The sequence below is a fragment of the Pseudomonas sp. GD03842 genome (assembly GCF_029841165.1).
GTDB lineage: Bacteria > Pseudomonadota > Gammaproteobacteria > Pseudomonadales > Pseudomonadaceae > Aquipseudomonas.
In genome coordinates, this window is record NZ_JAOCEA010000015.1 from 1 (window position 1) to 25,102 (window position 25,102).

Annotated in this window: 22 protein-coding genes and 1 pseudogene; 11 read left to right on the forward strand and 12 right to left on the reverse strand. The window is 61.2% G+C overall.

The genetic code is table 11. The features are described from left to right. From N5D61_RS26480 to N5D61_RS20125, 3 genes are all read left to right on the forward strand, one after another. On the forward strand, positions 1-1,054 hold a 1,054-nt coding region (locus N5D61_RS26480), incomplete at its 5' end, for a transporter substrate-binding domain-containing protein (protein WP_347881582.1). A gap of 2 nt (positions 1,055-1,056) precedes the next feature. Then, the gene (locus N5D61_RS20120) at positions 1,057-2,403 is read left to right on the forward strand and encodes a GGDEF domain-containing protein (protein ID WP_108240559.1); all 1,347 of its coding nucleotides are present in this window, start codon (positions 1,057-1,059) and stop codon (positions 2,401-2,403) included. Positions 2,404-2,421: 18 nt separating this feature from the next. Then, complete coding sequence (locus N5D61_RS20125) at positions 2,422-3,171, forward strand: transporter substrate-binding domain-containing protein (protein WP_279893967.1); 750 nt, start codon at positions 2,422-2,424, stop codon at positions 3,169-3,171. Between the two features lie 64 nt (positions 3,172-3,235). On the opposite strand, the gene N5D61_RS20130 is transcribed toward N5D61_RS20125, so the two are convergent. Continuing rightward, positions 3,236-3,847, reverse strand: coding sequence for a glutathione S-transferase N-terminal domain-containing protein (locus N5D61_RS20130; protein WP_279893968.1), 612 nt, complete (start codon positions 3,845-3,847; stop codon positions 3,236-3,238). 293 nt (positions 3,848-4,140) lie between these two features. On the opposite strand from N5D61_RS20130, the gene N5D61_RS20135 reads away from it, so the two are divergent. Then, complete coding sequence (locus N5D61_RS20135) at positions 4,141-5,784, forward strand: phosphoethanolamine--lipid A transferase (RefSeq protein WP_279893969.1); 1,644 nt, start codon at positions 4,141-4,143, stop codon at positions 5,782-5,784. 6 nt (positions 5,785-5,790) lie between these two features. Next, positions 5,791-6,615, forward strand: coding sequence for an AraC family transcriptional regulator (locus N5D61_RS20140; protein ID WP_279893970.1), 825 nt, complete (start codon positions 5,791-5,793; stop codon positions 6,613-6,615). Here the strand turns inward: N5D61_RS20140 and N5D61_RS20145 are convergent, their stop codons facing one another. Further along, a complete protein-coding gene (locus N5D61_RS20145; protein ID WP_108240554.1) occupies positions 6,616-7,203 on the reverse strand; it encodes a LysE family translocator in 588 nt (195 codons plus the stop codon). 161 nt (positions 7,204-7,364) lie between these two features. Continuing rightward, the gene (locus N5D61_RS20150; RefSeq protein WP_279893971.1) at positions 7,365-10,394 is read right to left on the reverse strand and encodes an FAD-binding and (Fe-S)-binding domain-containing protein; all 3,030 of its coding nucleotides are present in this window, start codon (positions 10,392-10,394) and stop codon (positions 7,365-7,367) included. Positions 10,395-10,552: 158 nt separating this feature from the next. Between N5D61_RS20150 and N5D61_RS20155 the strand changes: the two genes are divergently transcribed. Both N5D61_RS20155 and N5D61_RS20160 read left to right on the forward strand, forming a co-directional pair. Continuing rightward, positions 10,553-11,437: a LysR substrate-binding domain-containing protein gene (locus N5D61_RS20155; RefSeq protein WP_279893972.1), complete on the forward strand. Its 885-nt coding sequence runs from the start codon at positions 10,553-10,555 to the stop codon at positions 11,435-11,437. Positions 11,438-11,646: 209 nt separating this feature from the next. Continuing rightward, positions 11,647-12,129, forward strand: a complete 483-nt coding sequence (locus tag N5D61_RS20160) for a DUF2938 domain-containing protein (protein WP_279893973.1) — start codon at positions 11,647-11,649, stop codon at positions 12,127-12,129. Positions 12,130-12,156: 27 nt separating this feature from the next. On the opposite strand, the gene bla is transcribed toward N5D61_RS20160, so the two are convergent. From bla to N5D61_RS20205, 9 genes are all read right to left on the reverse strand, one after another. Beyond that, positions 12,157-13,041, reverse strand: a complete 885-nt coding sequence (bla, locus tag N5D61_RS20165) for a class A beta-lactamase (protein WP_279893974.1) — start codon at positions 13,039-13,041, stop codon at positions 12,157-12,159. A gap of 235 nt (positions 13,042-13,276) precedes the next feature. Next, positions 13,277-13,480, reverse strand: a complete 204-nt coding sequence (locus N5D61_RS20170) for a hypothetical protein (protein ID WP_146749674.1) — start codon at positions 13,478-13,480, stop codon at positions 13,277-13,279. 39 nt (positions 13,481-13,519) lie between these two features. After that, on the reverse strand, positions 13,520-15,577 hold the full coding sequence (locus tag N5D61_RS20175; protein WP_279893975.1) for a pyridoxamine 5'-phosphate oxidase family protein: 2,058 nt from the start codon (positions 15,575-15,577) through the stop codon (positions 13,520-13,522). Positions 15,578-15,667: 90 nt separating this feature from the next. Next, the gene (locus tag N5D61_RS20180; protein WP_108240548.1) at positions 15,668-16,291 is read right to left on the reverse strand and encodes a glutathione S-transferase; all 624 of its coding nucleotides are present in this window, start codon (positions 16,289-16,291) and stop codon (positions 15,668-15,670) included. 330 nt (positions 16,292-16,621) lie between these two features. Continuing rightward, positions 16,622-17,590, reverse strand: coding sequence for an L-arabinose ABC transporter permease AraH (araH, locus tag N5D61_RS20185; RefSeq protein WP_177411069.1), 969 nt, complete (start codon positions 17,588-17,590; stop codon positions 16,622-16,624). A gap of 39 nt (positions 17,591-17,629) precedes the next feature. After that, positions 17,630-19,165, reverse strand: coding sequence for an L-arabinose ABC transporter ATP-binding protein AraG (araG, locus tag N5D61_RS20190; RefSeq protein WP_279893976.1), 1,536 nt, complete (start codon positions 19,163-19,165; stop codon positions 17,630-17,632). 62 nt (positions 19,166-19,227) lie between these two features. Further along, positions 19,228-20,232 carry a substrate-binding domain-containing protein gene (locus tag N5D61_RS20195; protein ID WP_108240545.1) on the reverse strand — a complete coding sequence of 335 codons (1,005 nt, stop codon included), beginning with the start codon at positions 20,230-20,232 and terminating at the stop codon, positions 19,228-19,230. 163 nt (positions 20,233-20,395) lie between these two features. Continuing rightward, on the reverse strand, positions 20,396-21,274 hold the full coding sequence (locus tag N5D61_RS20200; protein WP_279893977.1) for an SMP-30/gluconolactonase/LRE family protein: 879 nt from the start codon (positions 21,272-21,274) through the stop codon (positions 20,396-20,398). Positions 21,275-21,331: 57 nt separating this feature from the next. Further along, positions 21,332-22,024: a FadR/GntR family transcriptional regulator gene (locus N5D61_RS20205; RefSeq protein WP_108240543.1), complete on the reverse strand. Its 693-nt coding sequence runs from the start codon at positions 22,022-22,024 to the stop codon at positions 21,332-21,334. Positions 22,025-22,291: 267 nt separating this feature from the next. On the opposite strand from N5D61_RS20205, the gene N5D61_RS20210 reads away from it, so the two are divergent. The 4 genes and pseudogenes from N5D61_RS20210 to N5D61_RS20225 all read left to right on the forward strand — a co-directional run bounded on the left by N5D61_RS20210 (position 22,292) and on the right by N5D61_RS20225 (position 25,084). Beyond that, positions 22,292-23,437, forward strand: coding sequence for an aldose epimerase family protein (locus N5D61_RS20210; RefSeq protein ID WP_108240542.1), 1,146 nt, complete (start codon positions 22,292-22,294; stop codon positions 23,435-23,437). A gap of 227 nt (positions 23,438-23,664) precedes the next feature. After that, positions 23,665-23,889, forward strand: coding sequence for a DUF6555 family protein (locus N5D61_RS20215; protein WP_108240541.1), 225 nt, complete (start codon positions 23,665-23,667; stop codon positions 23,887-23,889). A 390-nt stretch (positions 23,890-24,279) separates the two neighbouring features. Further along, positions 24,280-24,411, forward strand: a pseudogene (locus tag N5D61_RS20220) (ABC transporter substrate-binding protein); the annotation flags it as partial. Between the two features lie 355 nt (positions 24,412-24,766). After that, positions 24,767-25,084: a YXWGXW repeat-containing protein gene (locus tag N5D61_RS20225; RefSeq protein ID WP_279893978.1), complete on the forward strand. Its 318-nt coding sequence runs from the start codon at positions 24,767-24,769 to the stop codon at positions 25,082-25,084. The last annotated feature ends 18 nt before the right edge of the window (positions 25,085-25,102 follow it).

Consider the following 25,102-nt stretch of genomic DNA (forward strand, 5'->3'; position numbering starts at 1 on the left):
AATCAGCCCTCCGTATCGGGACCGTTCAACGCTGCCAATGGATCACCTCGCCTCCATCCAAACAAACAGCGCCACTCGACTGCTGATGATGCTGGAGGGATGTACCTGGATATCGAGAGCCAAAACCCCACCCTCCCGTGAAATGATAAATGGCAGACAACCCCCTCAAGTCGCGGTTTTTTCAGCCGATATCAGGGCAAATGAAGCACATCGGTCGTGCTCGTCCATCTCCAGGGAGGAACAGACGACCACCGGCAATGCAGCCCCCATGAGGTCGCTGTCTATGACACCCCGCACATTCGGAAAACAGGCTCGCAGCGTCCTGTACGGCGCGGTGGTGTCGTGTCTGAGTGTTTTTACGGCGTACGCCGGACCCATCCGGATCGTCACCGAAGAACTGCCGCCTTACAACATGACCCAAGACGGCAAAATGACCGGCATGAGCACCGAGGTGGTTCAGGCCGTTCTGAAAGAGGTCAACGTACAGGCCGATATTCAATCGATGCCTTGGGCCCGCGCATATGACCTCGCGTTGCACGATCCAGACGTGCTCATTTACTCCATCACCCGCACCGCCGAGCGCGAACCGTTGTTCAAATGGGTTGGCACCATCGCCGCTTCGCGCTGGTACCTGTATTCGTCATCCAGCCACCCGATTACCCTGATGGACCTGGACGACGCCCGCGATTGGCAGACCGCAACCGTCAACGAAGACGTCGGCGAGCAATACCTGATGGGCAACCGGTTCCTCATCGGCCGTCAATTGCAGTCGAGCAATCGCTACGAGTTGAACTATCAGAAATTGCGTACCGGTCATGTCGATTTGTGGATTTCCGATGAATTGAATGCCGATTACCTTGCGCGGCAGGCGGGTGACGATCCCAAGGAGACGCTCGTCCCCTCCTTGCGCATCCCGGAGCTCGAAGCAGCCGGCGGCTTCAGTATGGCTTTCAGCGTTGGCACATCCGATGCTACCGTGCAGCTGTTTCAACAAGGCCTGAAGGCCATCCGTGAAAACGGAACCTACGATGCCATTGCACGGAAATGGAATTGAGCATGCTCGCAGAGTCCGAGTCGAAAACCTCCGAAGAGACGCGCGTGGCGCGGCGCACCGGTTCGCTGGCACGTCGGCTGGTGTTGGCCACGCTGGCCTTCTGTGTACTGTTCACCTTCGCCACGGTGTCGGTTCGCACCTGGTTCGCCTGGAACGCCAACCTGTCGAACATGAATGCAGAACTGGGCCTGATCGATCAGGTGTTCCAGGGCACCCTGTCCAAAGCGGTGTGGGAGATGGACAACGAGGCGCTGCAGACGCAGATCGACAGCGTCGCCCTCGCGGCACCGGTGGGCCGGGTCGAACTGACCATCCTGCGTCCGGGGCGCGCCCCGCAAGTCCTGACCCGTCAACACCCTGGGCACAACAGTTCGGCACTCGCTCCGGCCTTGCACCGCCAGTTGACGGTGACGCCCTACCCCGGCGCCAACGAGGTGGTGGGCGAGTTGACCATCGAGGGCGATGAAAGCCTGCTCTGGCAACGCCTCTGGAAAGAGGTGGGCATCATCATGCTGACCCAGATCATTCAGTCACTGGCCCTGGCCGGCCTGATCATGGGCATGTTCAATCGCTCGGTGACCCTGCACGTACGACGTATCGCCCGGCATCTGGAGCAACTCACGCCGCAGAACCTCAAACAGCATCTGGTACTGGGACGGCGCGGCAAGGCCAGCGACGAGCTGGACCTCCTGGAGGCGGGCGTCAACGACCTGCAAGACAAACTGGCCGACCACATCGAACGCCAGACCCGTGACGAACTGGCCCTCGCCGCCAGCCGTGATCAACTCGCCGAATTGGTGGAGCAGCGTACGGCGCAGTTGAAGGCCGCGAACACCCGGCTGGAAGCATTGACCCGTTTCGACCCGCTGACCGGCCTGGCGAACCGTCGGCACTTCGATGAGCTCAAGGAATTGGAGTTCAACCGCGCGCTGCGTCACAAGCAGCCCTTTTCGGTGCTGATGTGCGACATCGATTACTTCAAAGCCTACAACGACACCTACGGCCATGCGAACGGTGACCAGTGCCTGCGGGATGTGGCACTGACGATGAGCGCGCTGTTCTCGCGCTCTGGCGAACTGGTCGCGCGGTTGGGTGGCGAGGAGTTCGCCGTGTTGCTGCCGGGCCAGAACAAGCAGCAGGCGCTGGCCTGCGCCGAACGGCTGCAGGAGTTGCTGGCCAATCGGGAGCTGCCACACAGCGCCTCACCTGTCTCGCCATTCATCACGATGAGCATCGGGATCGCTGAGCTGGAGCCAGCCAACATGGAACGATTCGACCAGTTGCTGCAGACGGCCGACAAGGCCCTGTATCGCGCAAAGAGCCAAGGCCGGAACCGGTGCGTGATCTGAACAGGAAGACCGAATGACATGAGCTGCCCTCACATTACGATCCGACGGAGCCTGAACGGCCTGTGCCTGTGCATGACCCTGCTGTTCGCTCTTTCAGCCCAGGCCGAGACGATTCAGGTCGTCACTGAAGACTCGTCCTATAGCTCGTTGGAGAACGGCAAGGTTGTGGGTGCCGCCAGTGAACTGGTGGAAAAAACCCTGGCCAAGGCGGGCGTCACCGATTACCACATGAGCCTGTATCCCTGGGCGCGTGCCTACGACATCGCGCGCCTGGAACCCAACGTGCTGATTTACCCGATCATCCGCAGCGCTGAACGTGAAACGCTGTTCAAGTGGGTGGGGGAGCTGGACGAAGTGACGCCGCTTTTCTACAAATTGCGGTCCCGGCACGACATCGTGGTCAACGACCTGCAAGACGCCGCCGGCTACACCGTGGGTGTGATCCGGGACGATGCTCGCCAGGAATACTTGGAACGCAAGGGCTTCAGCAAGATGGTGGTGTCGTCGAACAACCTAGACAACCTTCGCAAGCTGCTCAGCGGGCAAGTCATGCTGGTGCCCATGCCGGAGCGCGAGGCGCGCAAGCAGTGCCAGGATTTGCAGATCGATTTCGAAGAGCTGGAAAGCGTCTACACCCTGGACGATCTGTCCAAGGGGCTGTACGTGGCCATGAGCGCCAAGACACCGGACGACGTTTTCAAACGCGTCAGCACCGCCTTCAGCCGCTTGAAGGATGACGGGACGGTGGCGAAGGTGCTGGCGCAGTGATCAACGCCAGCCCTTCCCGGCCGCGCAGTTCCTGATCCAACCAGCGAGTCGGGCAGCCAGCCCGTCAGACCATCGGCAGGCTCGTGAAGATGTCCAGCCGTTCAGCCTGCGCGGCGAAGTCGGCCAACAGCGGGTAATCCAGGGCGCTGGCCTGATCCGGCACCACCAGTTTGATGAACGACCAGCCGACCGCAATGCTGATCCCGTCCTGCCCGATGTCCGCTCCCGCACTCAAGGGGTGGTCGGCCAACTCCCGTTCAAGCGTCGCGCACGCCGTTTTCAGTTGCTCACTGACCCGCTCCACCCACGGCGCGTGCTGAATCTGGGCCGGGCGCAAATTGCGCTCGTAGTAGATCTGCACCGCCTTTTCATACGCCACCAGTGCCAGGCCTGTCAGACGTAGCGTGCGCGTGCGCTCAGGCAGGCTTGAGGGCATCAGGCCTTTTCCGGGCCCTTGCAAGCACTCCACATAGTCGAGAATCAGGCTCGACTCCATCAGCACGTGCCCCTCATCGGTCACGAAGGTCGGCGCCTTGATCACCGGGTTGATTTCCCGAAAGCGCTCCATGCCACGAAACACCGAGACCGACTCATGCTCGAACGCGATGCCCATCCGTTTCAGGCTGATCGCGACGCGCCGCACATAGGGTGAATCCAGCATACCGACGAGTTTCATCCACACGTTCCCCAGGGTTCAGTAACAAGACAGAAAGGCGCGCAACAGCGCTTTTGCTCGCAGGCTAGCAAAAGCGCCACGACGCGCAACGCACTCTCCGCGAAAAACCTCGCATGGGGCAACACCCTGTCCACACTGTATTCACGAAGTCTTCACAATCGTTTTGAAAAACTCCGCGCCATCCCGCTTTTCAATCAACCCTGTCGACCTTCGACAGCCTCGGCGGGCGCGCAGGTAGCAGGGATACGCCAACTGGCACGCCACGTTCGGGCTCGTTTCGAGTAGTGCTTTATATGGAAGTACGTTCAAAGCTGCGCCCCATCACCTCCACCCGCCTGGTCATGCTGTTTTCCCTCTGCCTGGTGGCGTTCTACAACCTGGCGACCTGGCATGCGCTTATTGGGCTCAGCCAATTGCAGGGCGTCAGGGAAGCGGCGTTCCGGGTATCGTTCGGGCTTCTGCTGTGGGGCGCCTTCACGCTGCTGCTCACACCGTTCTCGTTTCGCCCGACGCTCAAACCGGTGCTGAGCCTCGTCGCACTCTGCTCGGCGGCAGCGGCGTACTTCATGAACAGCTACGGTGTCAGCATCGACACCGGCATGATGCAGAACGTCCTGGAAACCAACCCCGGTGAAGTGAAGGACCTGCTCAGCGGCAGGCTGTTCCTCTATCTGGGCCTACTGGGGGTCGTTCCGGTGGCGCTGATCTGGCTGGCACCGGTCACCTATCGCCCCGTGCTGCCCGGGCTGGTCAACAAGGTGCTGGTCTGCGTAGGGTGTGTGCTGGTGATCGCGGCGTCCGTCGGGCCGTTCTACTCGACCTACGCGCCGATCTTTCGCGATGAAGACAAACTGACCCACTTCATCAACCCGACCAATTACCTTTACGCGATTGGAAAACTGACCAAGCAGACCGTCGCCATCAAGGAAACGGTCAAGATCCAGACCGTAGGCGCCGACTCGGTGCTCAGCCCGCAGGCGCAGGCGCGGCCGAAGAAGAGCCTGATGATCTTCGTGGTCGGCGAGACCGCGCGGGCCGACCATTTCTCGCTCAACGGGTACGCCCGGGAAACCAATCCGGAACTGAAAAAGCAGGACATCCTGAATTTCACCCAGGTGGCCTCCTGCGGAACGTCCACGGCTGTGTCGGTGCCGTGCATGTTTTCCAAGTTCCCGCGCACCGATTACAGCGACAAGAAAGGCAAGACCTACGAGGGCTTGCTGGACATGCTTCAACGCGCCGGTTTCAAGGTGGTCTGGCTGGACAACAACAGCGACTGCAAGGGCACCTGCCTGCGCGTGCCCCATAGCGACATTCCGAAAAACCAGCCGAGCCCGTTCTGCGACGGCCAGACCTGCCTCGACGAATCCCTGCTGTTCGGGTTGCAGGACTACATCGACACCCTGCAGGACAACGCAATCATCGTGCTGCACGCTGACGGCAGCCACGGCCCGGAGTACTTCGACCGCTACCCCGCCTCCATGGAGCGCTTCACCCCGGTGTGCCGTACCAATCAGTTGGGCAGTTGCACGTCCGATGAGTTGAAGAACGTCTACGACAACACGATCCTCTACACCGATCACTTCCTGGCCCAGACCATCGAGTTGCTCAAGCGCAATCAGGACAAAGTCGACACCTCGATGATCTACGTCTCGGACCATGGCGAATCCCTTGGTGAAAACGGCATTTACCTGCACGCCGCGCCTTACGCCATCGCGCCCAGCGCGCAAACCCATGTGCCCATGGTCATGTGGTTCGGCAACGCGACGCTGAAAGATGCCGGCATCGACCGCGGTTGCCTGGCGGCCAAGCAGGACCAGGCGGGCCTGAGCCATGACTACCTGTTCCATTCGGTGCTAGGCTTGCTCGGCGTCGACACCGCCGAGTACCAGCCCGCGCTGGACATTTTCCACAGCTGCAGACAGCCCGCAGGATGACCTGACATGCCCCTTTCGCACTCCGCCAGCCACCCCGCGACACCGGTGTTCTGGCGGGATGCGCAATTGCCGTTCATCGAAGCGCGCTCCATCGCCGATGGCCGCAAAGTCTGTTATGCACGGCACTCTCATGACATCTTCTCCATCGGAGCGATCACCGCCGGGCGCAGCACGTATCTGCACGAGAAATCCCGACAGACGATCGACACCGGCACCGTCGTGCTGATGAATCCCGGCGACGTCCATGCCTGTAACCCCATTGACGATCAACCGTGGTCATACGTGATGTTTTACGTCGACCCGCACTGGCTCGGCCGGGTGCAGGAGACATGCGGCGTCGAAGGTTTTCAGCCGGTTCCGGCCATCTCCAGCCAGGACCCCGCGTTATTTGACGGGCTGCTTCGCCTGCATCGGGCCCTGCTCGACCCCGCGCTGGATGCGCTGGCCAAACAAAAGCAGGCCGTCGGCTTTTTCACCCTCCTGCAGCAGCGACTGGGCGGGTCGGACGCACCGTTGAAGAAGGCCAACGAACGGGTCGAACGGGCCGCCCGCTACATCAACGAGCACTTTCTGCAGGCGATTCGGCTGCAAGACATCTGTCAGGCCGCCAACCTGTCCGAGGCCTACCTGATCCGGGCGTTCGAGCAGCACTACCACATGACGCCGCACGCCTACGTGATCAATCGGCGGATACAGCACGCCCAGGCGCGATTGCGTGAAGGTGAGGCGATTGCCGACATCGCTCACCAGAGCGGCTTCTCGGATCAGGCACATTTTCAGCGAGCGTTCAAAAAGCACCTTGCCACAACGCCTGGGCAATACCGGCGCTGATCAGACATACAGCAGCGACATTGCGCATCCGGCCAGCAACGCGGCCATGCTGCGATTGAAGGTTCTGATGCGGGAAGGACTGCGCAGCCATGGCCCCAGAAACGCGCCTGCGCCGGCCCAGCAGGCGACGGACAGGTAACAGATCACGAAATAGATCAGGGCAAACAGACCGATCAGCCGCGCTTCGCCGTCTGCCACGAACGCGCCCATTCCGGCCACTGCCGCCAGCCACGCCTTGGGGTTGAGCCACTGCATCGCCGCGCCGTGCCAGAACGAGGGCGGCTGCACGGGCCTGTCGACATTCAGACGACCATCGTCCACCGCCAGTTTCCAGGCCAGGTAAAGCAGAAACGCCATGCCTGCCCAGCGAATCACGTCCGTCAACATCGGGTACCGATGCAGCACTTCATGCAGGCCCAGCCCGGTGAAGACCAGCAACGCCACAAACCCCACCGTCGCCCCCATCACATGCCGCAGGCTCGCGCCAAGGCCGAACTGCGCCCCGGAACTGAGCGCTACCACGTTGACCGGCCCTGGCGAAATGGATGCCGCCAGCGCGAACGCCGCCATGGAAATCATCAGGTTCATTACCGCCCCGCTCCGTTCAAAGAATGAAGGGCCACGATAGGGGGTGGGACTGATTGGGTATTGAAGAAAACTGACCCATCCTTCGGCGGCAACGCCGAGCCTCGGCCGCGCCTGAGCGCCGCCAGCGGTCTGGCGGCGCCCGGACGCTTGCAGCGCTGACGTCAACGGTGGGCCAACAACCGCTCCAGCACCACCTCCAGCGGGTGGCGCAACTGCCGGTCGGTCTGACGCTTGACCTGGCTGCGGCAAGAATACCCAGTGGCCAACGCCTCTCCGGCCTTGTCCAGCTTGACCGCCCAGGACTGCTCGAAAATGGTCGTCGAGGTTTCGAGATTGCGCGCCTCGTGGCCATAGGTACCTGACATGCCACAGCAGCCAGTGGCCTCGGTCACCAGCGTCAACCCGATCCGGGCGAAGACCTTTTCCCATTGCGAGGTGCTGGCCGGGACATTGGTCTTCTCGGTGCAGTGGGCCAGCAGGCGAAAGGACTCGGGCGCGCCAGAGTCCGCCGACTGCGGCAATACATCAACCAGCCATTCCTGGGGCAACAACACCTTGGGCGTGCCTTCCAGCCCATCGACTTTGAGGTATTCCTGGCGGTACACCAGCGTCATTGCCGGGTCCAGGCCGACCAGCGGGACGCCGCAATCGGCCAGCGCCTTGAGTTGAGTGGCGTTACGGACAGCCGCCTTGGCGAACGCCCCGAGGAAGCCCTGAACGTGCAGTGGCTTGCCGTTGGCACTGAACGGCGCGAGGTAGACGCGATAACCCAGGGCATGCACCAGTTGAATGAGCGACGCCAGCAGTGGCGTTTCGAAATAGCGGGTGAAGGCGTCCTGCACCAGCACCACGCTGCGCTGGCGTTCAGCATCGCTCAGCTCCCGCAACGCCGGAACGCTGGCGACGGCAACCTCGCAGCGGGTCAAGGTGCTCTGCAGGTTGTAGCGATGGAGCAAAGGGCTGTCGACCATGCCCACCTGCCGCTCCAGTACCCCCGTGACCCACTTGGACCCCATCACCGCGTTATACAGGCCGGGTATCTTGGCCATGTAGGGCAGCGTGAATTCCAACGAGCCGATCAGGTAATCACGCAGGGGGCGCTGATAACGGCCGTGATAGAGCTCCAGAAAACGCGAACGGAAATCCGGCACGTTGACCTTGATCGGACACTGCCCTGCGCACGACTTGCAGGCCAGGCAGCCAGCCATGGCGTCATACACCTCATGTGAAAAGTCTGCCTGGCCACGGGCGCGCTTGAGGTTGTTGCCCAGACGCGCAGGCAGGCCTCGAAGCCAGCCTGCCTTGCCACGGGCCGCTTCCAGCACGTCGATGTTCGCCGCGCCTTGCAGGCGTAGCCACTCGCGGATCAGCGAGGCGCGGCCTTTCGGCGAATGCCGACGTTCTCGGGTGGCTTTCCATGACGGGCACATCGCATCGTGTGGATCGAAGTTGTAGCAGGCGCCGTTGCCGTTGCAGTGCACCGCGCTGCCGAAGCTTTGCCAGACACGCTCGTCGATCTGGCGGTCCAGATCCCCCCGCAGAGCGACTTCGTCGACCTTGAGCAGACCGTCCTGCGCATCCGGCGGGGTGCAGATCTTTCCGGGGTTGAGCTGGTTGTACGGATCGAATGCCCCCTTGAGCAACTGCAGCGCCGGGTAGAGTTCGCCGAAGAAGGCCGGCACGTATTCGGAGCGCAGGCCCTTGCCGTGCTCCCCCCACAACAAGCCACCATAGCGCTGGGTCAGCTCTGCCACGGCGTCGGAAATCGGCTTGACCAGCGCCGCCTGGGCCGGGTCTTTCATGTCCAGGGCAGGACGCACGTGCAGCACGCCGGCGTCGACGTGGCCAAACATCCCGTACGCCAGGCCATGACCGTCGAGCAAGGCGCGGAATTCGGCGATGTAATCCGCGAGCTTCTCCGGCGGAACGGCCGTGTCCTCGACGAACGGCTGGGGACGGATTTCGCCCTCGACGTTGCCCAGCAAGCCGACCGAGCGCTTGCGCATGGCGTAGACCTTGTTGACCGCCGCCGCCCCTTCGGCCAGCGTATGGCCAAGCCGCTCGACACTCGTGTCGCGCTGCAGATGCTCGATGAATGCCGCGACTCGCGCGCTGACGATCTGGCTGTCGTCACCGCTGAACTCAACCAGGTTGATCCCCAGCGTCGGGCGCTCGTCATCGGTTGGGAAATACTCGGCCACGCTGTGCCAGACGATGTCTTTCATCGCCAGCATCAGCACTTTCGAGTCAACGGTTTCGATGGACAGCGGCGAGTGCGCCATCAAGGCGTTCGCATCGCGCAAGGCGTCCATGAAGCTGGAATAGCGCACGTTCACCAGCACCGAGTAGGTGGGGATCGGCAGCACGTTGAGCTTGGCTTCGACCACGTACCCCAGCGAACCCTCAGCCCCGCACAACACGCTGTTGAGGTTGAAACGCCCCTGGTGGTCGCGCAGGTGCGCCAGATCGTAGCCGGTCAGGCAGCGATTGAGCTTGGGAAACACGGTTTCGATGAGCTGAGCCTGGGTCTCCTGAATCTGCCGCGCCGTGCGATAGACCTCGCCGCTGCGGCCCTGTTGTGCGCACGCCACGTCCAGCGCCTCGTCGGAGAGGGGCTGCGTGTGCAGCCGCTCACCGCCGAGCAGGACCGTGTGCAGTTCGAGGACGTGGTCCCGAGTCTTGCCATAGGTGCAACTGCCCTGCCCGCTGGCGTCGGTGTTGATCATGCCGCCGATCGTGGCGCGGTTCGAGGTCGACAGCTCCGGCGCGAAGAACAGCCCGTGAGGCTTGAGCGCAGCGTTGAGCTGGTCCTTGACCACGCCCGCCTGAACCCTCACCCAACGCTCTTCCACGTTGATTTCGAGAATGGAATTCATGTGCCGGGACAGGTCGACCACGATGCCGTCGGCCAGCGACTGGCCGTTGGTGCCGGTCCCGCCGCCGCGAGGGGTGAGCGTGATCTGGCGGAAGCGCGGCTCAGCCATCAGCGCAGCGACGCGCGCTACGTCGTCGGCGTCCTGCGGAAAGACCGCCGCCTGTGGCAAGCGCTGATAAATGGAGTTGTCGGTGGCCAGCACCGTACGGGTCGCGTAGTCGGCGCTGATCTGGCCGCGAAAACCGCTGGCGCGCAACGCGTCGAGAAAATCGGGATAGCCGGCGGCGGGAGCGGCGGCAGTCAATGGGGCGATCATCAGGGGATGGCCTCTTGTCGGTCTGATCACGGAAAACGGCAAAATACTTGTCGCCCGGGCATTAATCGGTCAGCCTCGGATCGTTATGGTGTCCATGATCCTGCAGGTTGCAGCGCAGGACAAACGGATATTGCTGCCGCTATCGATGACTTTTACGAATGAATTACCGCCACCTTACTCCGTCCATGTCCCTGCTGCTGGCGTTCGAAGCGGCGGCCCGTCATGAGAGCTACACCCGGGCCGCCCTGGAACTGTCGTTGACCCAGAGTGCGGTCAGCCGCCAGGTCCAGGCGTTGGAGCAACAACTGGGGCTGACGCTGTTCCGCCGTGAAGGCCGGCAAGTGCAGCTCACCGAGGTGGGGCGCCTGTACCAGCGGGAAATGAGCGAGGCCCTGGGGCGAATTCGCAGTGCGACCCTCCAGGCCATCGCCTACCAATCGGGCGCCGGCAGCCTGCGGCTGGCGACGCTGCCGACCTTCGGTTCGAAGTGGCTGCTGCCGCGCCTGCACGGCTTCTACAAGCAACACCCCGGCATGCTGGTGCATATCAATTCTCGCATCGATGGGGTGGACTTCGAGACCAGCGGCATCGATGCGGCCATCGTCGTCGGCACCACGGGCCTACCGGGCCAGATCAGCCATCGCCTGCACGCCGAAGAGCTGGTGGTGGTAGTCTCCCCCCAGGCCGCCGATGAGCAGCGGGACTGGACGCCGGAGCACATCGCCGGGCAAATGCTGCTCAACGTTGCCAACAACCCCAATGCCTGGGGGGACTGGTTCAGCCACCATCGCCTGCCGCACCGCCTGATGCGCCTGGGCCCGAGTTTCGAATTGACATCGCACCTGATCCAGGCAGTCAAAGCGGGCATCGGAATCGGCCTGGTGCCGCGCATTCTGGTGGCCGACGAACTGGCCAGCAACGAGTTGATCGGGGTGGACCTGCCGTTTGCCAGTCAGCGCAGCTATTACCTGACCTACCCGCCGCGCAATGAAATGTTGCCTTCGCTCCAGGCCTTCCGAGCATGGTTGCTGGAGCAGATCTAGGCTTTTGCCCAGCGGCACCGCGTTTGCGCTTTTCGGCCATCGGCGAAAGCGATGGCGTCTGGTATGTTGCGTGTGCAACACCGCCTGCTCGGAAACACCCTGCAATGCCCCATGATCGATCAATCCCCATGGCAGGCCCGCTTACGGGCCTTCTTAGGACTGGCCGCTCGCTGCATTCCAATAACCACTGACAAGGCTCTGGATCACCCATGTTCGCGTTCATTTTCTATTCGGTATTGATCGGCATCGGCGGCACGGCCTTGCTGGATCTCTGGGCACACTTGCTGAAAATTACCCTGGGCTTGCCCACCGCGCCCTGGCATCTGGTCGGACGCTGGTTTGCGGGTATGCGCAACGGGCAGTACGTGCATCGCAACGGCATTGCCAACTCGCCCGAGGTGGCCAATGAACTCAAGATCGGCTGGATCATGCACTACGCAATCGGCGTACTCTTCGCAGCCGCGTTGCTGTTCATCTGGGGTGTGCAGTGGGCGCACACCCCGACGTTCTTTCCGGCGTTGCTGGTGGGGCTGGTCACCGTAGGCGCGGGCTGGTTCATCTTGCAACCGGGCATGGGCGTCGGGGTGGCCTGCAGCAATGCACCGAACCCGACCGTGGCACGGCTGCAGAATGTGGTGGGGCATGTGGTGTTCGCCATCGGCATGTACTGGACGGCGCTGCTGGTCGGATAGCCAGACGCGCTGGCAGGGTTCACATCGTTACAGGGCGGCCGCGTAGTTGCCGATCTCAGCCATCAGCGCATTGACCTGGCCAGCGTCGGCCGTCGAGCCGCTGTAATACACCGTGACGATCAGCGGCGGGCGATTGGGTGGCCATACGATGGCAATGTCATTGCTGGCGTTGTTGCTCCCCGAGCCCGTCTTGTCGCCGACCCGCCAGCCCGCTGGTAGACCGGCCCGCAGTTTCTGATCGCCGGTCGTGTTACTCACCAGCCAGGCGATCAACTGGTCCCGCGAAGCCCCTGATAACGCTTCGCCAAGCACCAGCGTCTGCAAGGTTCGCAGCATGGCCAACGGCGTCGTAGTGTCTCGAACATCGCCCGGCCGGTTTTCGTTGAGCGTGGGTTCGCGGCGATCCAGACGCGTAACCGGGTCCCCTGCCCTGCGCAACCAGTCGGTCAACCCCTGCGGGCCGCCAAAACTGTCCAGCAGCAAATTGGCCGCCGTGTTGTCACTCAGGGTGACCGCCGCTTCGCAGATCGATCCCACACTCAACCCGCCCTCGCCCGTGTGCTTTTGCGTCACCGGCGAATACGGCACCAACTGTTCCGGGCCGTAGACGACCCGTCGCGAAAGGTCCTCCTCCCCACGGTCAACCCGCGCCAAGACATAAGCAGCAGCCAACGCCTTGAACGTGCTGCACATCGCGAAACGCTCATCGGCACGGTGGGCAATCAGGCGCTGATTCCCCGTATCGAGCATGGCAACGCCAAGACGCCCGCCATGGCGACGCTCCAGCGCGGCGAGCTGTCGTTCCAGATCTGTGTTTGAGATGGGGCTGGCGTCAGACGCCATAGCATGCATGCCGTACAGCGCGGGCATCGCCAGCAGCGATGCGCCGATAAACCTTCTGCGCGTGATCAATCTTTACATCCTTGTCGAGACGGGGGCCGGGGGAACATCGACACCCACAGGGTCGCTCATGACTGGGCGGCGTGTCGTATCAACAGTAGCGATCATGATGGGTCTCCCCGCGTCTGGCCAGCAGGCCCCCGGCGAAGCCCACAATCGCTCGCCTGGTCGTCGCATTCATGTCGCCCACCGATGTCGCCTGCCCGTTCGCGCCCTGACGTTTACTACACCACGCAAAAAGGCGCAATCACCGAGGGCGACTGAACGCTGAAACCGAACGCACCCAACTGATCAGCCGTACCGTCGCCGGGTTGTCCTGCTCCTCATGCTCGGCGGCCAACTCCCCTGCCAGCGAGGCGAGCGACTGTGGCAACAGCCACGACACTTCCTGCTCGGTCACTTGAATCAGGTTCGGATCGTCTTCTTTCTCGAACGCGGGCCATTCATTCATCTTTATCACCTTTCGCATCACGTCGGCGTCAGCCATGTTTCAGAGATCGAGCACCAGCGGCCCGGAGGCCGGGACGGCACAGCAGATCAGCACCTGATCGGCCGCGGGCATTTCAGCGGGCGGCACGGGATAATGCACTTGGCCTTTGATCAGCCGGGTTTTGCAGGTACCACACGCACCGCTGCGGCAGCTGTATTCAGGTTCAAGGCCACGGCTTTCGGCCAGTTCCAGCAATGTCCCACCGGCGGGTTGCCAGCGGGCCTCCTTGGCAGACTTCTCGAACACCACCGGCACCGGCGCGGTAGCCGCAGGTGGCTGATCGAGGCCGACGGCCTGTGGCTCGGTGGTGCGCTTGAGGGTCGAGGGGCCGAAGGTCTCGGCATGAATCCGCTCGTCACGGATGTGCATCGCCCTCAGCTCGTCATATAACCCTTGTGTGAAGCTCGCCGGGCCGCAGACATAAAAATCGAAGTCATTGAACGGCAGCAGCGTCTTGAGCAGATTCAGGTCAATGCGACCTGCAAAGTGAAAATCCCGACCTGCGCGGGCCTCGCTCTCAGGCTGGCTCAGCAGGCGGACAACCGTCAGTTCTTGACCGGCATTGGCAATGAGTGTGTCCAATTCTTCACGAAAAGCCAGGTCCACCAGACGACGTGCACTTTGAATGAACCAGACAGGGCGATTACGGCGCTTGCGCCTGTTCTGATACAGCACCTCGCGGAGCATCGACAGCATGGGGGTCACCCCGATTCCGGCGCCCAGCAAGACCAACGGCCGGGGCTCCAGCGGCTCGACGGTGAAGGCCCCTTGCGGCGCGCGGGCCTCGATGCAGTCGCCGACCTTGAGCGTATCGTGCAAGTGACCGGACACCTGGCCGTCACGTTTGACGCTGATGCGGAAAAAATCGTCGGAGGGGGCGCTGGACAGGCTGTAGGTTCGAATCACAGGTTTGTCTTGGCCCTGCAGGCGCACCCGCAATGGCACATGCTGCCCGGCCTTGAACGTCGGGAGACCGGCCCCGTCGGCGGCTTCGAAGTAGAACGAGCGAATGTCCGCGCTTTCATCTTCGACGCGCACCACTTTCAAGGTTCTCCACTGGTCGCGCAGGGCGTCGGCTTGCCGGCGCGCCGCCGCCTGTTCCCAATCGCCGGTCATCAAGCTATTGGGCGAGAAGCCCTCGAAGCTCCAGCGAGAGCGTAGCGCGGCGGGTCGTCTGAGCACTTTGCGCACCTTGACCTGCCAGAGCCGCTCAGCGCCCTGAAAGGCGGCCACTTCAGGTCCGTCCAGGATCAGCGTCACCTCGCCTGCAACGTGCAACAGTTCACCGGTGGCAAAGTCGATGAACAGCAGTCCAGCCCTGGGGTTGAGCAGGAAATTCCCCAGAGTGTTGAAAAACAGGTTGCCCGCGAAGTCCGGTATGGTGAGCACGTCGTCTTCAACCCGCACGAACCCAGTGCGTCCGCCCCGGTGGGACACGTCCACCGAGCGGTGTGGCAGGTCCCCTTCGAGGTCGACGTAGCTGGCCACGAAAAAGGTATCGGCCCCACGAATAGCCGCTGTTGCGGCCTCGTCCAGCGCATCCATCGCCTGCACCGGCGCTCGGCCGGGCAACGGCGATGCTTCACCGTCTTGCAAGGGCCGAAGTTGAATGTACTGGGGGCAGTTGCCGAACGAATATTCAACCGCCAGCGAAAAGCCATGCCGATCCAATGAGCGAATGTGGCCGTTGAGGCGGTTGCGCCGACGGGTCTGCAAATCGATGCCCAGCAACCCCAACGCACTTCCGGGCTGAAAGCCACCGGTCACCGGGTCATCGGCACCCGGCAGCCAGGCGATGTCAAGCCGACGAGGGTCGGGGGAGGTGATGAAACCTTCATGAGCCTCGATCATGCTCGCCCATGGCCAGCCTTCTGCATCCACCGCGCCCACCATCAGGTAGGGAATCTGCTGATAGAACTCGCGGTGCTGGTCCGGCATGTAATCGCGAACGAACTTGCGTCCCACGACGTCCATGCGCTCGGCGACTCCTGCGTGGGTCTGAAGCTGCAATTCACCGGCGTGCCAGGGGGCGTTCTTTTCGAAAGGGGTATCGTTCATGGCGCAAACTCCCGCTGGGGAAGTGAGGGGTGTCCGATAGGCGCCAACCGCTCAGCGCCTACCGAACCGCGTTCGACATTGCTGCTCGGCTCAGACCACCAGACCTGCGCGGGTCTTGGGCATGGGCACGAAACCTTTCAGGCTTTCGATACGCGCCAGCCAGGCCCGCACGTTGGGGTAGGCATCCAGCGACACATTGCCTTCCGGTGCATGGGCGATGTAGCTGTAGCCAGCGACGTCAGCGATGGTGGCGTGCTCTGTGGCGAGGAATTCGCGGCCTTCCAGATGGTGCTCGATGACCCGGAGCACAGCATGGGCGCGCTCGATGGTGTCTTTCGGATCGAAACCGGCGCCGAATACGGTGATCAATCGGGCGCGGGCCGGGCCGTTATTGATTTGCCCTGCCGCCACCGCCAGCCAACGCTGCACCTGTGCGGCACCTTCTGCGTCCCGTGGCAGCCATTGGCCCGTGGTGTCGTACTTGTTGGCGAGGTAGACCAGGATCGCCGTCGAGTCCGCCACGACCGTGCCGTTGTCGTCGATCACCGGGACTTGACCGAATACGTTCAAGGCCAGGAATTCTGGGGTTTTGTTAGCCCCCTTGGCCAAATCGACGAATTCAATCTGCGGCTCCAGGCCGAGCAGCGACAGCATCAATTGGGCGCGATGGGAATGGCCGGACAAAGGGAAGTGATAGAGTTTGATGGCGTTCATGGCAGGTGCTCCGTTGGCTGATGGGTTCAGGTTCAGCGGGAGCCTTCTGTCGAGATCGGCTTCGTCGCGCTGATGGGAGGAATGTTGGACCCAATCATGAATCAGCAGAATCACCAGAAAAAACAATCCAGCATTTCAGATGATGGAATAATCAATCGTCGAGGTGCAGACGGGGGCACCAGCTTCGCGGGTGAACGATGAGGTGAAGGTATGGGAGGAAAAGGCCCACGCTGCACGAGCGCGCACCGCGGCAACGGACGGCCCTGAGGTGGCCGCTACGGCCGACAGTGTTCCCTGTCGGCCGTATCACAGGCAAAGAGCGGCTGCCGATCAGCGACGCTTCAGACGGTCGATGATCACGGCCAACAGGAGAATCGTGCCGCGAATGACGTACTGGTAGAACGTGTCGATGTTCTTGAGGTTCATGGCGTTCTCGATGATCGCCAGAATCAGCACACCGGCGATGACATGACGGATCATCCCGATACCGCCGCTGAGCGACACACCGCCCAATACGCACGCAGAAATCACCGTGAGCTCGAAGCCCTGCCCGATCATGGGTTGTCCCGAGGTCATGCGTGACGCCAGTACCACGCCCGCCAAAGCGCCGATCAGGCCGTGGACGGCGAAGATGATGATCTTGGTCCGATCGACATGGACACCGGCCAACAGCGCCGCTTCCTGGTTACCGCCGATGGCCAGGGAATTACGCCCGTACGTGGTGTAGTTGAGCAGCCAGCCGAAAAACACGAAGCAGGCGATGGTGATCAGGATCGGCACGGGTACACCGAACAACTGGCCGTTGCCGAACACGAAGAACCCTTCTTCACCGACGCCGACCGCTTTGCCGTTGGAAAAAATGTAGGCCAGCCCGCGGACAATCTGCATGGTCGCCAACGTGGTGATCAGGGCGTTGATCCGCAGTTTGGCGATGACGATGCCGTTGATCAGCCCGACAACGAGCCCCATGGCCAATGCCGCCGAGACTCCAAAGAACACGCTGTCGGTGTCGCGGATCACGATCCCTGCGATCACGCCGGAGCAGGCCAGCACCGAGCCGACCGACAGGTCGAAATGCCCGGACGCGAGACAGAACAGCATGGTGCAGGCCGCAATGCCCACGGTGGAAATCGCCAGCCCCAGACCGCGCATGTTCAACGGCGACATGAAGTTGTCGATGAGCAAGGCACAGAGCAGGAAAATGCCCAGTGCGGCCAGAAGCATGGCCCAATCGTCGAAGAACCGCCGCAGGTTCATGCCCTGGCGGGGTGCCGTCAGGCTGCTGGTTTCGGTAGACATACGCACCTCATTTTTGTTTTTCACTTGGGTGACTCGTTTTCAACCACGCGTGCGCGGTAACGCCAGTTGCAACAAGCGTTGTTCATTGGCTTCTTCGCGGGACACCTCGCCCGTGATGGCGCCTTCACTCATGACCAGGATGCGGTCGGAAATGCCCATCACTTCCATCAGGTCGCTGGACACGACGATCACAGCAATGCCCTCCGCCGCCAGGTTATGGATGATCTGATAGATCTCGGATTTGGCGCCGATATCGATGCCGCGGGTTGGCTCGTCCAGCAACAGGACCTTCATCGGCATCGACAGCCAACGACCCAGAATGGCCTTTTGCTGATTGCCGCCGGAAAGAAACAGCATCTGTTGTTCCGGCGAAGGTGTTTTGACGTTCATCGAGCGAATCTGATGCCGAGCGTTTTCACGCTCCCAGCGGCCCTGAATCAGGCAGCCTAGATGGACGTGGCGGGGCCGTGCGCCGATGTTGATATTTTCCGCCACGCTGGACAGCGGCACGATCCCTTCTTTCTTGCGGTCCTCGGGGCATAACAGAATCCCGGCATCGATGGCATCGCGCGGTGATTTCAGGTTGAGCGGCTTGCCATCGAGCTGGAGCGTCCCTGCCTGGCTGCGGGCGAGCCCCGACAGCAGCCGAAACAGTTCAGTACGGCCCGCGCCGACCAGGCCAAAGAAGCCGAGCACCTCACCCTTCTCCACCGCAAAACTGACCGGTTCCTGCAGGCCCGGCCCCAGCAGCCCGGTCACCCGCAGGCTCGGCCCCTGATGCTGGCGGGGCCGGTAGTTGTAAATGTCCTGAATATCGCGCCCGACCATGCAGGTCACCAGGCGGTCATGATTCAGTTCAGCCATGTCCTCGAAGGTGCGCACAAAGCGCCCATCCTTGAACACTGTGACGGCGTCGCAGACCCGGAAAATCTCTTCCATGCGGTGGGACACGTAAAGAATCACCCGGCCTTCATCGCGCAGCTTGACGATGATCGCCATCAAGCGGTCGATCTCCCGGGCCGACAGGCTGCTGGTGGGTTCATCGAAGGCAATGACATGCGCGTTGCGCGACATGGCCTTGGCAATTTCCACCAGTTGACGCTGCCCCAACGACAAATCACCCAGCCGCGTTGCCGGGTCGATCTCGTCCGCCAGCCCCGTGAGCAGCTCACGCGCGCGACGCACCATCGCTCGTCGATTGACCAGCCCGAAACGATTGGGCATGTGCCCGAGGAGCAGGTTTTCGGCCACGGACATGTCGGGCACCAGATGCAATTCCTGATGAATGACCGCCACGCCCGCAGCGATGCTGTCTGCCGTGGATTTGAAGGCCAGATGCTGATCACCGATCTGCAGATCGCCACTGTTGGGCTGGTAGGAGCCCCCGAGAATCTTGAGCAACGTGGACTTGCCCGCCCCGTTCTCGCCCATCAGCGCGTGGACGCTCCCTGGCCGAGCTTCGAAGTGAATGTCGGACAGCGCCTTCACGCCCGGAAACGTCTTGCCGATGCCGTTGAAACGCAGACTGCCGCCTGCACGCGACTGTTGCGCCTGGGTTACTGAAGCCTGGTGCATGAACCACCTCCTCCTCGCCCTACCCTCAAGGTAAAGCGAGGCCTTGCACTGTACGCTGCGGATTACTTGTACAGACCGATCTTGGTCAGCACGTCCTTGAAGTTCTCGCGGGTGATCAGGGTCACGTCGTCCATGGCCGTGTATTTGGCCGGCTCTTTACCGGTGGTGACCCACTCGTACATTTGCAGCGCAGTGTTGTAGCCCTCTTTGTCAGGGCTGGGCAGCATCGAACCGAAGAAGCCGCTTTTCGGTTTCTTGAGTTCGTCGATGGCGTCAGTGCCGTTGATGCCGATGCCGATCACGTTATCCGGGGCGAAACCCGCGCCTGCGGTGGCCCGTACCCCACCGAGCACGGTGTTGTCGTTCATGCCGCCGACGATGAGGTTTTTCGCGCCACTGGGCAGCTTCGGCAGTGCAGCGTTGGTGGCGTCCATGCTGCCGGGCACGTCGAGTGTTTTCTGGGGAGTGAAGAGGATGTGGTCTTCCGGCAGGCCAGCCTTTTTCAGCGCGTCGACCGAGCCGTCAGTGCGTTTCTTGCCAGTGTCCAGTTCGTTGTAGGTGTTGATAATGGCGTAGGTTTCTTTCCAGTCCCATTTGCGGTTCTGCGCCTCGGTGGCCATGGCCGCACCCTGCTTCTGGCCGACTTCGAACGCCGCCATGCCCAGGTAGGGAACGTCTTCCATGAACTTGCCCTTGGCATCGACGAACCGGTCATCGACCGCCATGACCTTCAGGTCATTGGCTTTGGCCTTGGCCACGATGGCTGGGCCGAGGGACACGTCAGGTGGGCAGATGACAAAACCCTTGGCGCCGTTGGCGGCCAGGTTGTCGATCGCGGTGAGGGTTTTTTCGCCATCGGGCACGGCGATCTTGATGACTTCGAAGCCATGATCCTTGCCCGCTTTCTCGGCAAATTGCCACTCGGTCTGGAACCAGGGCTCTTCAGCCTGCTTGACGAGGAAACCGATCTTGACCGTGTCAGCGGCGATAGCGCCGCCGCTCATTCCGACGATTGCGGTGGCAACAGCAGCACAGCACAGGGAACGAATCCCGTGGCGACTCAACATAGCTAACTCCTTATTTTTATTGACTAGCTACAGCGTCCAGCAGTGAGTGTCGTGACAGCCCGCACGAGGCAACGCGACGGGCCAAACGACTGAAAACAGTCATATCATATTATCAATGACGCCTATGTAACCGAGTGTCACACCTCCTCGTTCTCCTCCAGCCTCAGCCTGCGAAGCGGTGTGAGGGCAATCCGCGAATGCCGGTCTCGACCTGCAGCACCGCGCCATCCAGCGGCAACGCCTCGCTGGCGGGCCGTGCACTGGTGACGAAGAGCGTGGTCATGTCCGGCCCACCGAACACGCAACTGGTGGGGTGGCTCAACGGCAATTCCACGAGTTGGTCCACGCGCCCATCCGGCGCGAAACGAATCAGGCAATGGCCTCCCCAGCGCGCGTTCCAGACATACCCTTGTGCATCCATCGCTGAGCCGTCCGGCACACCTCGCGGGTGCTCCGAGGCCCAGACATCACGCTCGCCCAACGCGCCGTCGGCTTGAATGGGGTAACGGTAGATCACGCCATCCAGGCTGTCGGCGGTCAGCAGCGTGCGATCATCGTCCGCCCAGAGCAGCGTATTGACGATCCCCTGCCCGGCGAGCAACGCTGTAACGCGCCCGCCGGCCTCGACGCGAAACAGGCCACCGGAGCGTCGCTCCAGCGGCACATCACCGCCTTCGGCATCCAGATTGTTCTGCATGCTGCCCAACCACAGGCGGCCCTGACTGTCGCAACGCGCTTCGTTGGCGCGGTTACCCGCCATCGGATCGGCGACACACAGCAAGGTGAGCGCCGGCCGTTCGACAGGCGAATCGAGATTCAGGCGATATACGCCACTGGCCAGCGTCACCAATGCGTCGCCCTTGGAGGTCGGTATGAATGCCGAAACCGGCTCATTGAATTGCCAGTGGCGTACCTGGCCCTGATACAGGCGCAAGGCGCGGAAGCCAGCAATGTCTACCCAGTAGAGGGCCTGCTGCTGATCATCCCAGAAAGGCCCTTCGGCCAATTTGAATCGCTGGTCACTGACCGCTTGCCACTTCATCGTGAATGTCCTGTTCTTGTTGTTGTAAAGCGTTCACCGCACCGACGATGATCGGTGTCACGTCGCCAACGAGCGGGAAATCACCTCGCAGGCGTTCTCGATCAAACTCATGCAGGCCCACACGCCCCTGGCCGAATCCCGGGTGGCGATGGCGTCGGCCAGGTCCTTGTGCAAGGGCAGCGTGCGGCCCAGCTCTCCTGGCACGGCGGACGACACCTCGAATGAGATGGCCAGCAATGCACCCAGCGCCGGAAGCATCTGCTCGATGAACTGGTTGTGACTGGCCGCCAGCACCGCTTCGTGAAAACGCTGGTCGGCATGGTTGTAGTCACCCTTGTCCGCGACGCTTGCGGCCAATTGCGCATAAGCGCCGTGAATCTCCGCGATCTGATCGGGGGTCGCCCGCTCGCACGCCCAGCGCACGGCCATCGGCTCGATGGCCCGACGCAGGTCCAGCAAATCCATGACAAAGCTTCTCGACAAGCCCTTGGCTGCCAACCAACCGACGACTTGCGGATCGAACAGGTTCCATTCGCGGACCGGTAATACCCGCGTCCCGACCTTGGGCCCTACCTCCAGCATGCCCTTGGCGGCCAGCGTTTTGATCGCTTCGCGGATCACCGTCCGGCTCACGCCGAATTCTTCACATAACGCCGCCTCAACCTTCAACGACTGCCCCGGCACGACATTCCCGTGAGCAATCCAGGCGCCCAGGCGGTCCACCGTTGACGCATGAAAACTGTTGCTCATTCCTCAGCCCCTTTCTGCGGAGTGGTCCGCGGAAACGAAGCTAATCATCATATGAATGAGAGTCAAACGGCTGTACAGGGGGTCAAAGCTGGACTACACCTCATGGGCAGTGGATCCCACCTCGTTCAGGATTCACAAATAGTATTACGATTAAATTTAAAATCGAGCTATTTTTGCTTATGGACGAGAGAACGAGACAGAAACATCGCAATTAGTAAGACCAAATACCTTAAGAAGTGGCGTTCATAACAAAAAAGGAAGCAAGCGATGAGTAAGACTTTGATCCCTGCCATCGGCCTGGCCGTGCTGACCACCGCCCTGCAGGCTCACGCCGCCGCAGGCTTGATGAGCGAACAAGCTGCATTTGGGCAAATGCCTGATGGCACCGCCATTCAGAAATTCACCCTGCGCAACAGCCATGGCATGCAAGCCTCCGTGATCACCTATGGCGGTACGCTGCAATCCCTGCTGGTGCCGGACAAACACGGCAAGACCGAGGATGTGGTGCTGGGCTTCGATGACGTCGCGGGTTACATCAATGGCACCGCGTACTTCGGCGCCACCATCGGCCGATTCGGTAACCGCCTGGCCAACGGCCAATTCACGCTCGATGGCAAAACCTACCAGGTGCCGCAAAACGACAAGACCAACGCGCTGCACGGGGGTACAAAGGGCTTCGACAAGCAGGTCTGGAAAGCCGAGCCAATCAAGGACAAAGGTTGGGTGGGCGTCAGGCTGACCTACGTGTCGGCAGACGGTGAAATGGGCTTTCCAGGAACCCTCAAGACCGAAGTGACCTACAGCCTGAACGAGAAGAACGAACTGCGCATTCAGTACCACGCCACCACCGATAAACCGACGGTGCTCAACCTGACCAATCACAGTTATTTCAACTTGGCGGGCGCTGGCAATGGCGACATCCTTGACCAGGTCGCCACGGTGCATGCCAGCCACTACACCCCGATCAACGAAAAGCTGATTCCGACCGGCGAATTGCCTTCGGTGGTCGGCACGCCCCTGGACTTTCTCAAACCTGTCGCGTTCGGCAAGCGGATACGTGAAGACAATCAGCAGCTGAAATTTGCCGAGCCGACCCAAGGCGGATACGACCATAACTGGGTGCTGGACACGCAAGGCAAGGTGAGCCGCCTGGCCGCCGATGTGGTTGACCCGAAATCCGGCCGACGGCTGCAGTTGTTCACCACCGAGCCGGGCGTGCAGCTTTATACCGGCAACTTTCTGGACGGAACCGTGAAAGGCAAAGCGGGCAAAATTTATCCGCATTGGGGCGCCTTCACCCTCGAGACCCAGCATTACCCTGACTCGCCGAACCAGCCGGGATTCCCATCGACCCGACTTGATCCCGGCAAGGCGTACACCCAGACCACCGTCTTCAAATTCTCCAGCGAATAACGACGTTTCACGCGCGGCGGTGAAGAGCAGCGTCTCTTCCACCGTCGTGACGGCTCGCGACCTCTACCATTCATCTTCAAAACAATCCATATGGATGGCATTTGTCGGCCGCAAGCGCTTTTTTGTACGATTCCCCACCGTTTGGAGCGAAAGGATCAATTCGAGTGAATTTTCTGTCCGGATGCGACTCAAGGAACAGTGAGTGACTGAAAGGGAGGTTTGGGAGAGTGGCACAGTATAAGCATTTCAGAATCGACTACCTGCTGCATGGTAAGTACAAGAGCTTCTATATCAGCGCTGAAGCCATGGATAACGCTTCGGCCTGGCATTGGGCGTCCGTGGATGCAGGCTTTGGACAGATCCCGAAATACCGCTCGGACAAGGTGCCTAAAGTGACTAAACCCAAGGCCGAACAGTTGGGCCTGACGGATGTGGAGTGGGCCGAATCCTGATGAGCGAAACGCGGCGCGGGTAGATCGGCGCGCATCGCTGGGCTATGCGGGGCGAGGCAGTGCCTCGTCCCGCCCTTTACCCGCACCCTGTCGACTGAGCAACGCCGTTTCCACACTCTGCATGAAAGAGCGCGCGCTGCCTGCCCCCCCATAGCCCCCGTTCTTCACATCTAGCCCAAAGCGGAACAAACCGTGGCGGCTCGGCTCCCTAATCGCCACTCGATTCAGTGGCTGGAAACTGGCACATCCCTGCAGTCCTATCCTCACGGCCAGGCCCTCCTGGTCGCTTCAACCCCTCGCGTCGGCGCCGCTGCACCAGCCCGGCGTACATCGAGATTTCGCAATGACTCTGTTCTGTATATCCGCCTGGACCTGATCGCCCTGGCTTAGTTGAGCCCGGTCGCCCACGCCGCACTCCCCGTCACGCTGGTCGTCGGCGATCAGAATGACGACAACGTTCGCGCTTCGATCAAAGCATCAGGCGTCCTGAAGGACGCGCCCTGCACAGTCGACTGGAAACATCCTCGCTCGGACACCCAGCGCGTGATCGATTCCTCGTTCAGTTCCGCGTTCCACTGAAGCATTTTCTGACCATTGGCGCCTCCGATCAGAGCGATTGAAAGAACTGATCATTAAACGATCATTGTAAGTAAGCCCTTGTCGCTGAGGGCTTACAGCAGGTTATCCACAGAGATATTCACGATTTTCGTGGACAACTTTTCCTACGTATCACGCTTGACATCTACGGCCGATCATTGCGTTGCATAGCCGATATCTCTGCACGAAAATCTTTCGAAGGAGCGCGACGGATTTTTTCATTGGCTGCGTTTAATCCGTCAACTGCACCCACTTCATGTGCAGGTCTGGAGGAGTTGAAATGAGCGCAGCACGATCCCTGGCGAAATTACGCTATGCCCTGCTCATCCCGGTCGCACTCGCCGCATTGGCCAGCACACCGAGCTACGCCCGGGAAGAATTCATCATTCAGGCACCACCCCCCGTCCGCGTGGAGCCGGTTCCCATGGCAAGGCCCGGGTATGTCTGGGACCAAGGCCACTGGCGCTGGGAACGGGGGCAATACGTATGGCTGCCCGGGCATTGGCAACCCGTCCGCCAAAATGCCCGGTGGCAACCAGGGCATTGGGAGGCCCGTGGGCCAAACTGGTACTGGATAGAAGGTCATTGGGTCCGCTGAACCTATGGCAGCGCTGCG

What these genes read in the sequence shown, in the direction of transcription:
- N5D61_RS20120 (WP_108240559.1), top strand. Translation starts at nt 1,057, where the DNA reads ATGCTCGCAGAGTCCGAGTCGAAAACCTCCGAAGAGACGCGCGTGGCG.
- N5D61_RS20125 (WP_279893967.1), top strand. Translation starts at nt 2,422, where the DNA reads ATGAGCTGCCCTCACATTACGATCCGACGGAGCCTGAACGGCCTGTGC.
- N5D61_RS20130 (WP_279893968.1), bottom strand. Translation starts at nt 3,847, where the DNA reads ATGAAACTCGTCGGTATGCTGGATTCACCCTATGTGCGGCGCGTCGCG.
- N5D61_RS20135 (WP_279893969.1), top strand. Translation starts at nt 4,141, where the DNA reads ATGGAAGTACGTTCAAAGCTGCGCCCCATCACCTCCACCCGCCTGGTC.
- N5D61_RS20140 (WP_279893970.1), top strand. Translation starts at nt 5,791, where the DNA reads ATGCCCCTTTCGCACTCCGCCAGCCACCCCGCGACACCGGTGTTCTGG.
- N5D61_RS20145 (WP_108240554.1), bottom strand. Translation starts at nt 7,203, where the DNA reads ATGAACCTGATGATTTCCATGGCGGCGTTCGCGCTGGCGGCATCCATT.
- N5D61_RS20150 (WP_279893971.1), bottom strand. Translation starts at nt 10,394, where the DNA reads ATGATCGCCCCATTGACTGCCGCCGCTCCCGCCGCCGGCTATCCCGAT.
- N5D61_RS20155 (WP_279893972.1), top strand. Translation starts at nt 10,553, where the DNA reads ATGAATTACCGCCACCTTACTCCGTCCATGTCCCTGCTGCTGGCGTTC.
- N5D61_RS20160 (WP_279893973.1), top strand. Translation starts at nt 11,647, where the DNA reads ATGTTCGCGTTCATTTTCTATTCGGTATTGATCGGCATCGGCGGCACG.
- N5D61_RS20170 (WP_146749674.1), bottom strand. Translation starts at nt 13,480, where the DNA reads ATGAATGAATGGCCCGCGTTCGAGAAAGAAGACGATCCGAACCTGATT.
- N5D61_RS20175 (WP_279893975.1), bottom strand. Translation starts at nt 15,577, where the DNA reads ATGAACGATACCCCTTTCGAAAAGAACGCCCCCTGGCACGCCGGTGAA.
- N5D61_RS20180 (WP_108240548.1), bottom strand. Translation starts at nt 16,291, where the DNA reads ATGAACGCCATCAAACTCTATCACTTCCCTTTGTCCGGCCATTCCCAT.
- araH (WP_177411069.1), bottom strand. Translation starts at nt 17,590, where the DNA reads ATGTCTACCGAAACCAGCAGCCTGACGGCACCCCGCCAGGGCATGAAC.
- araG (WP_279893976.1), bottom strand. Translation starts at nt 19,165, where the DNA reads ATGCACCAGGCTTCAGTAACCCAGGCGCAACAGTCGCGTGCAGGCGGC.
- N5D61_RS20195 (WP_108240545.1), bottom strand. Translation starts at nt 20,232, where the DNA reads ATGTTGAGTCGCCACGGGATTCGTTCCCTGTGCTGTGCTGCTGTTGCC.
- N5D61_RS20200 (WP_279893977.1), bottom strand. Translation starts at nt 21,274, where the DNA reads ATGAAGTGGCAAGCGGTCAGTGACCAGCGATTCAAATTGGCCGAAGGG.
- N5D61_RS20205 (WP_108240543.1), bottom strand. Translation starts at nt 22,024, where the DNA reads ATGAGCAACAGTTTTCATGCGTCAACGGTGGACCGCCTGGGCGCCTGG.
- N5D61_RS20210 (WP_108240542.1), top strand. Translation starts at nt 22,292, where the DNA reads ATGAGTAAGACTTTGATCCCTGCCATCGGCCTGGCCGTGCTGACCACC.
- N5D61_RS20225 (WP_279893978.1), top strand. Translation starts at nt 24,767, where the DNA reads ATGAGCGCAGCACGATCCCTGGCGAAATTACGCTATGCCCTGCTCATC.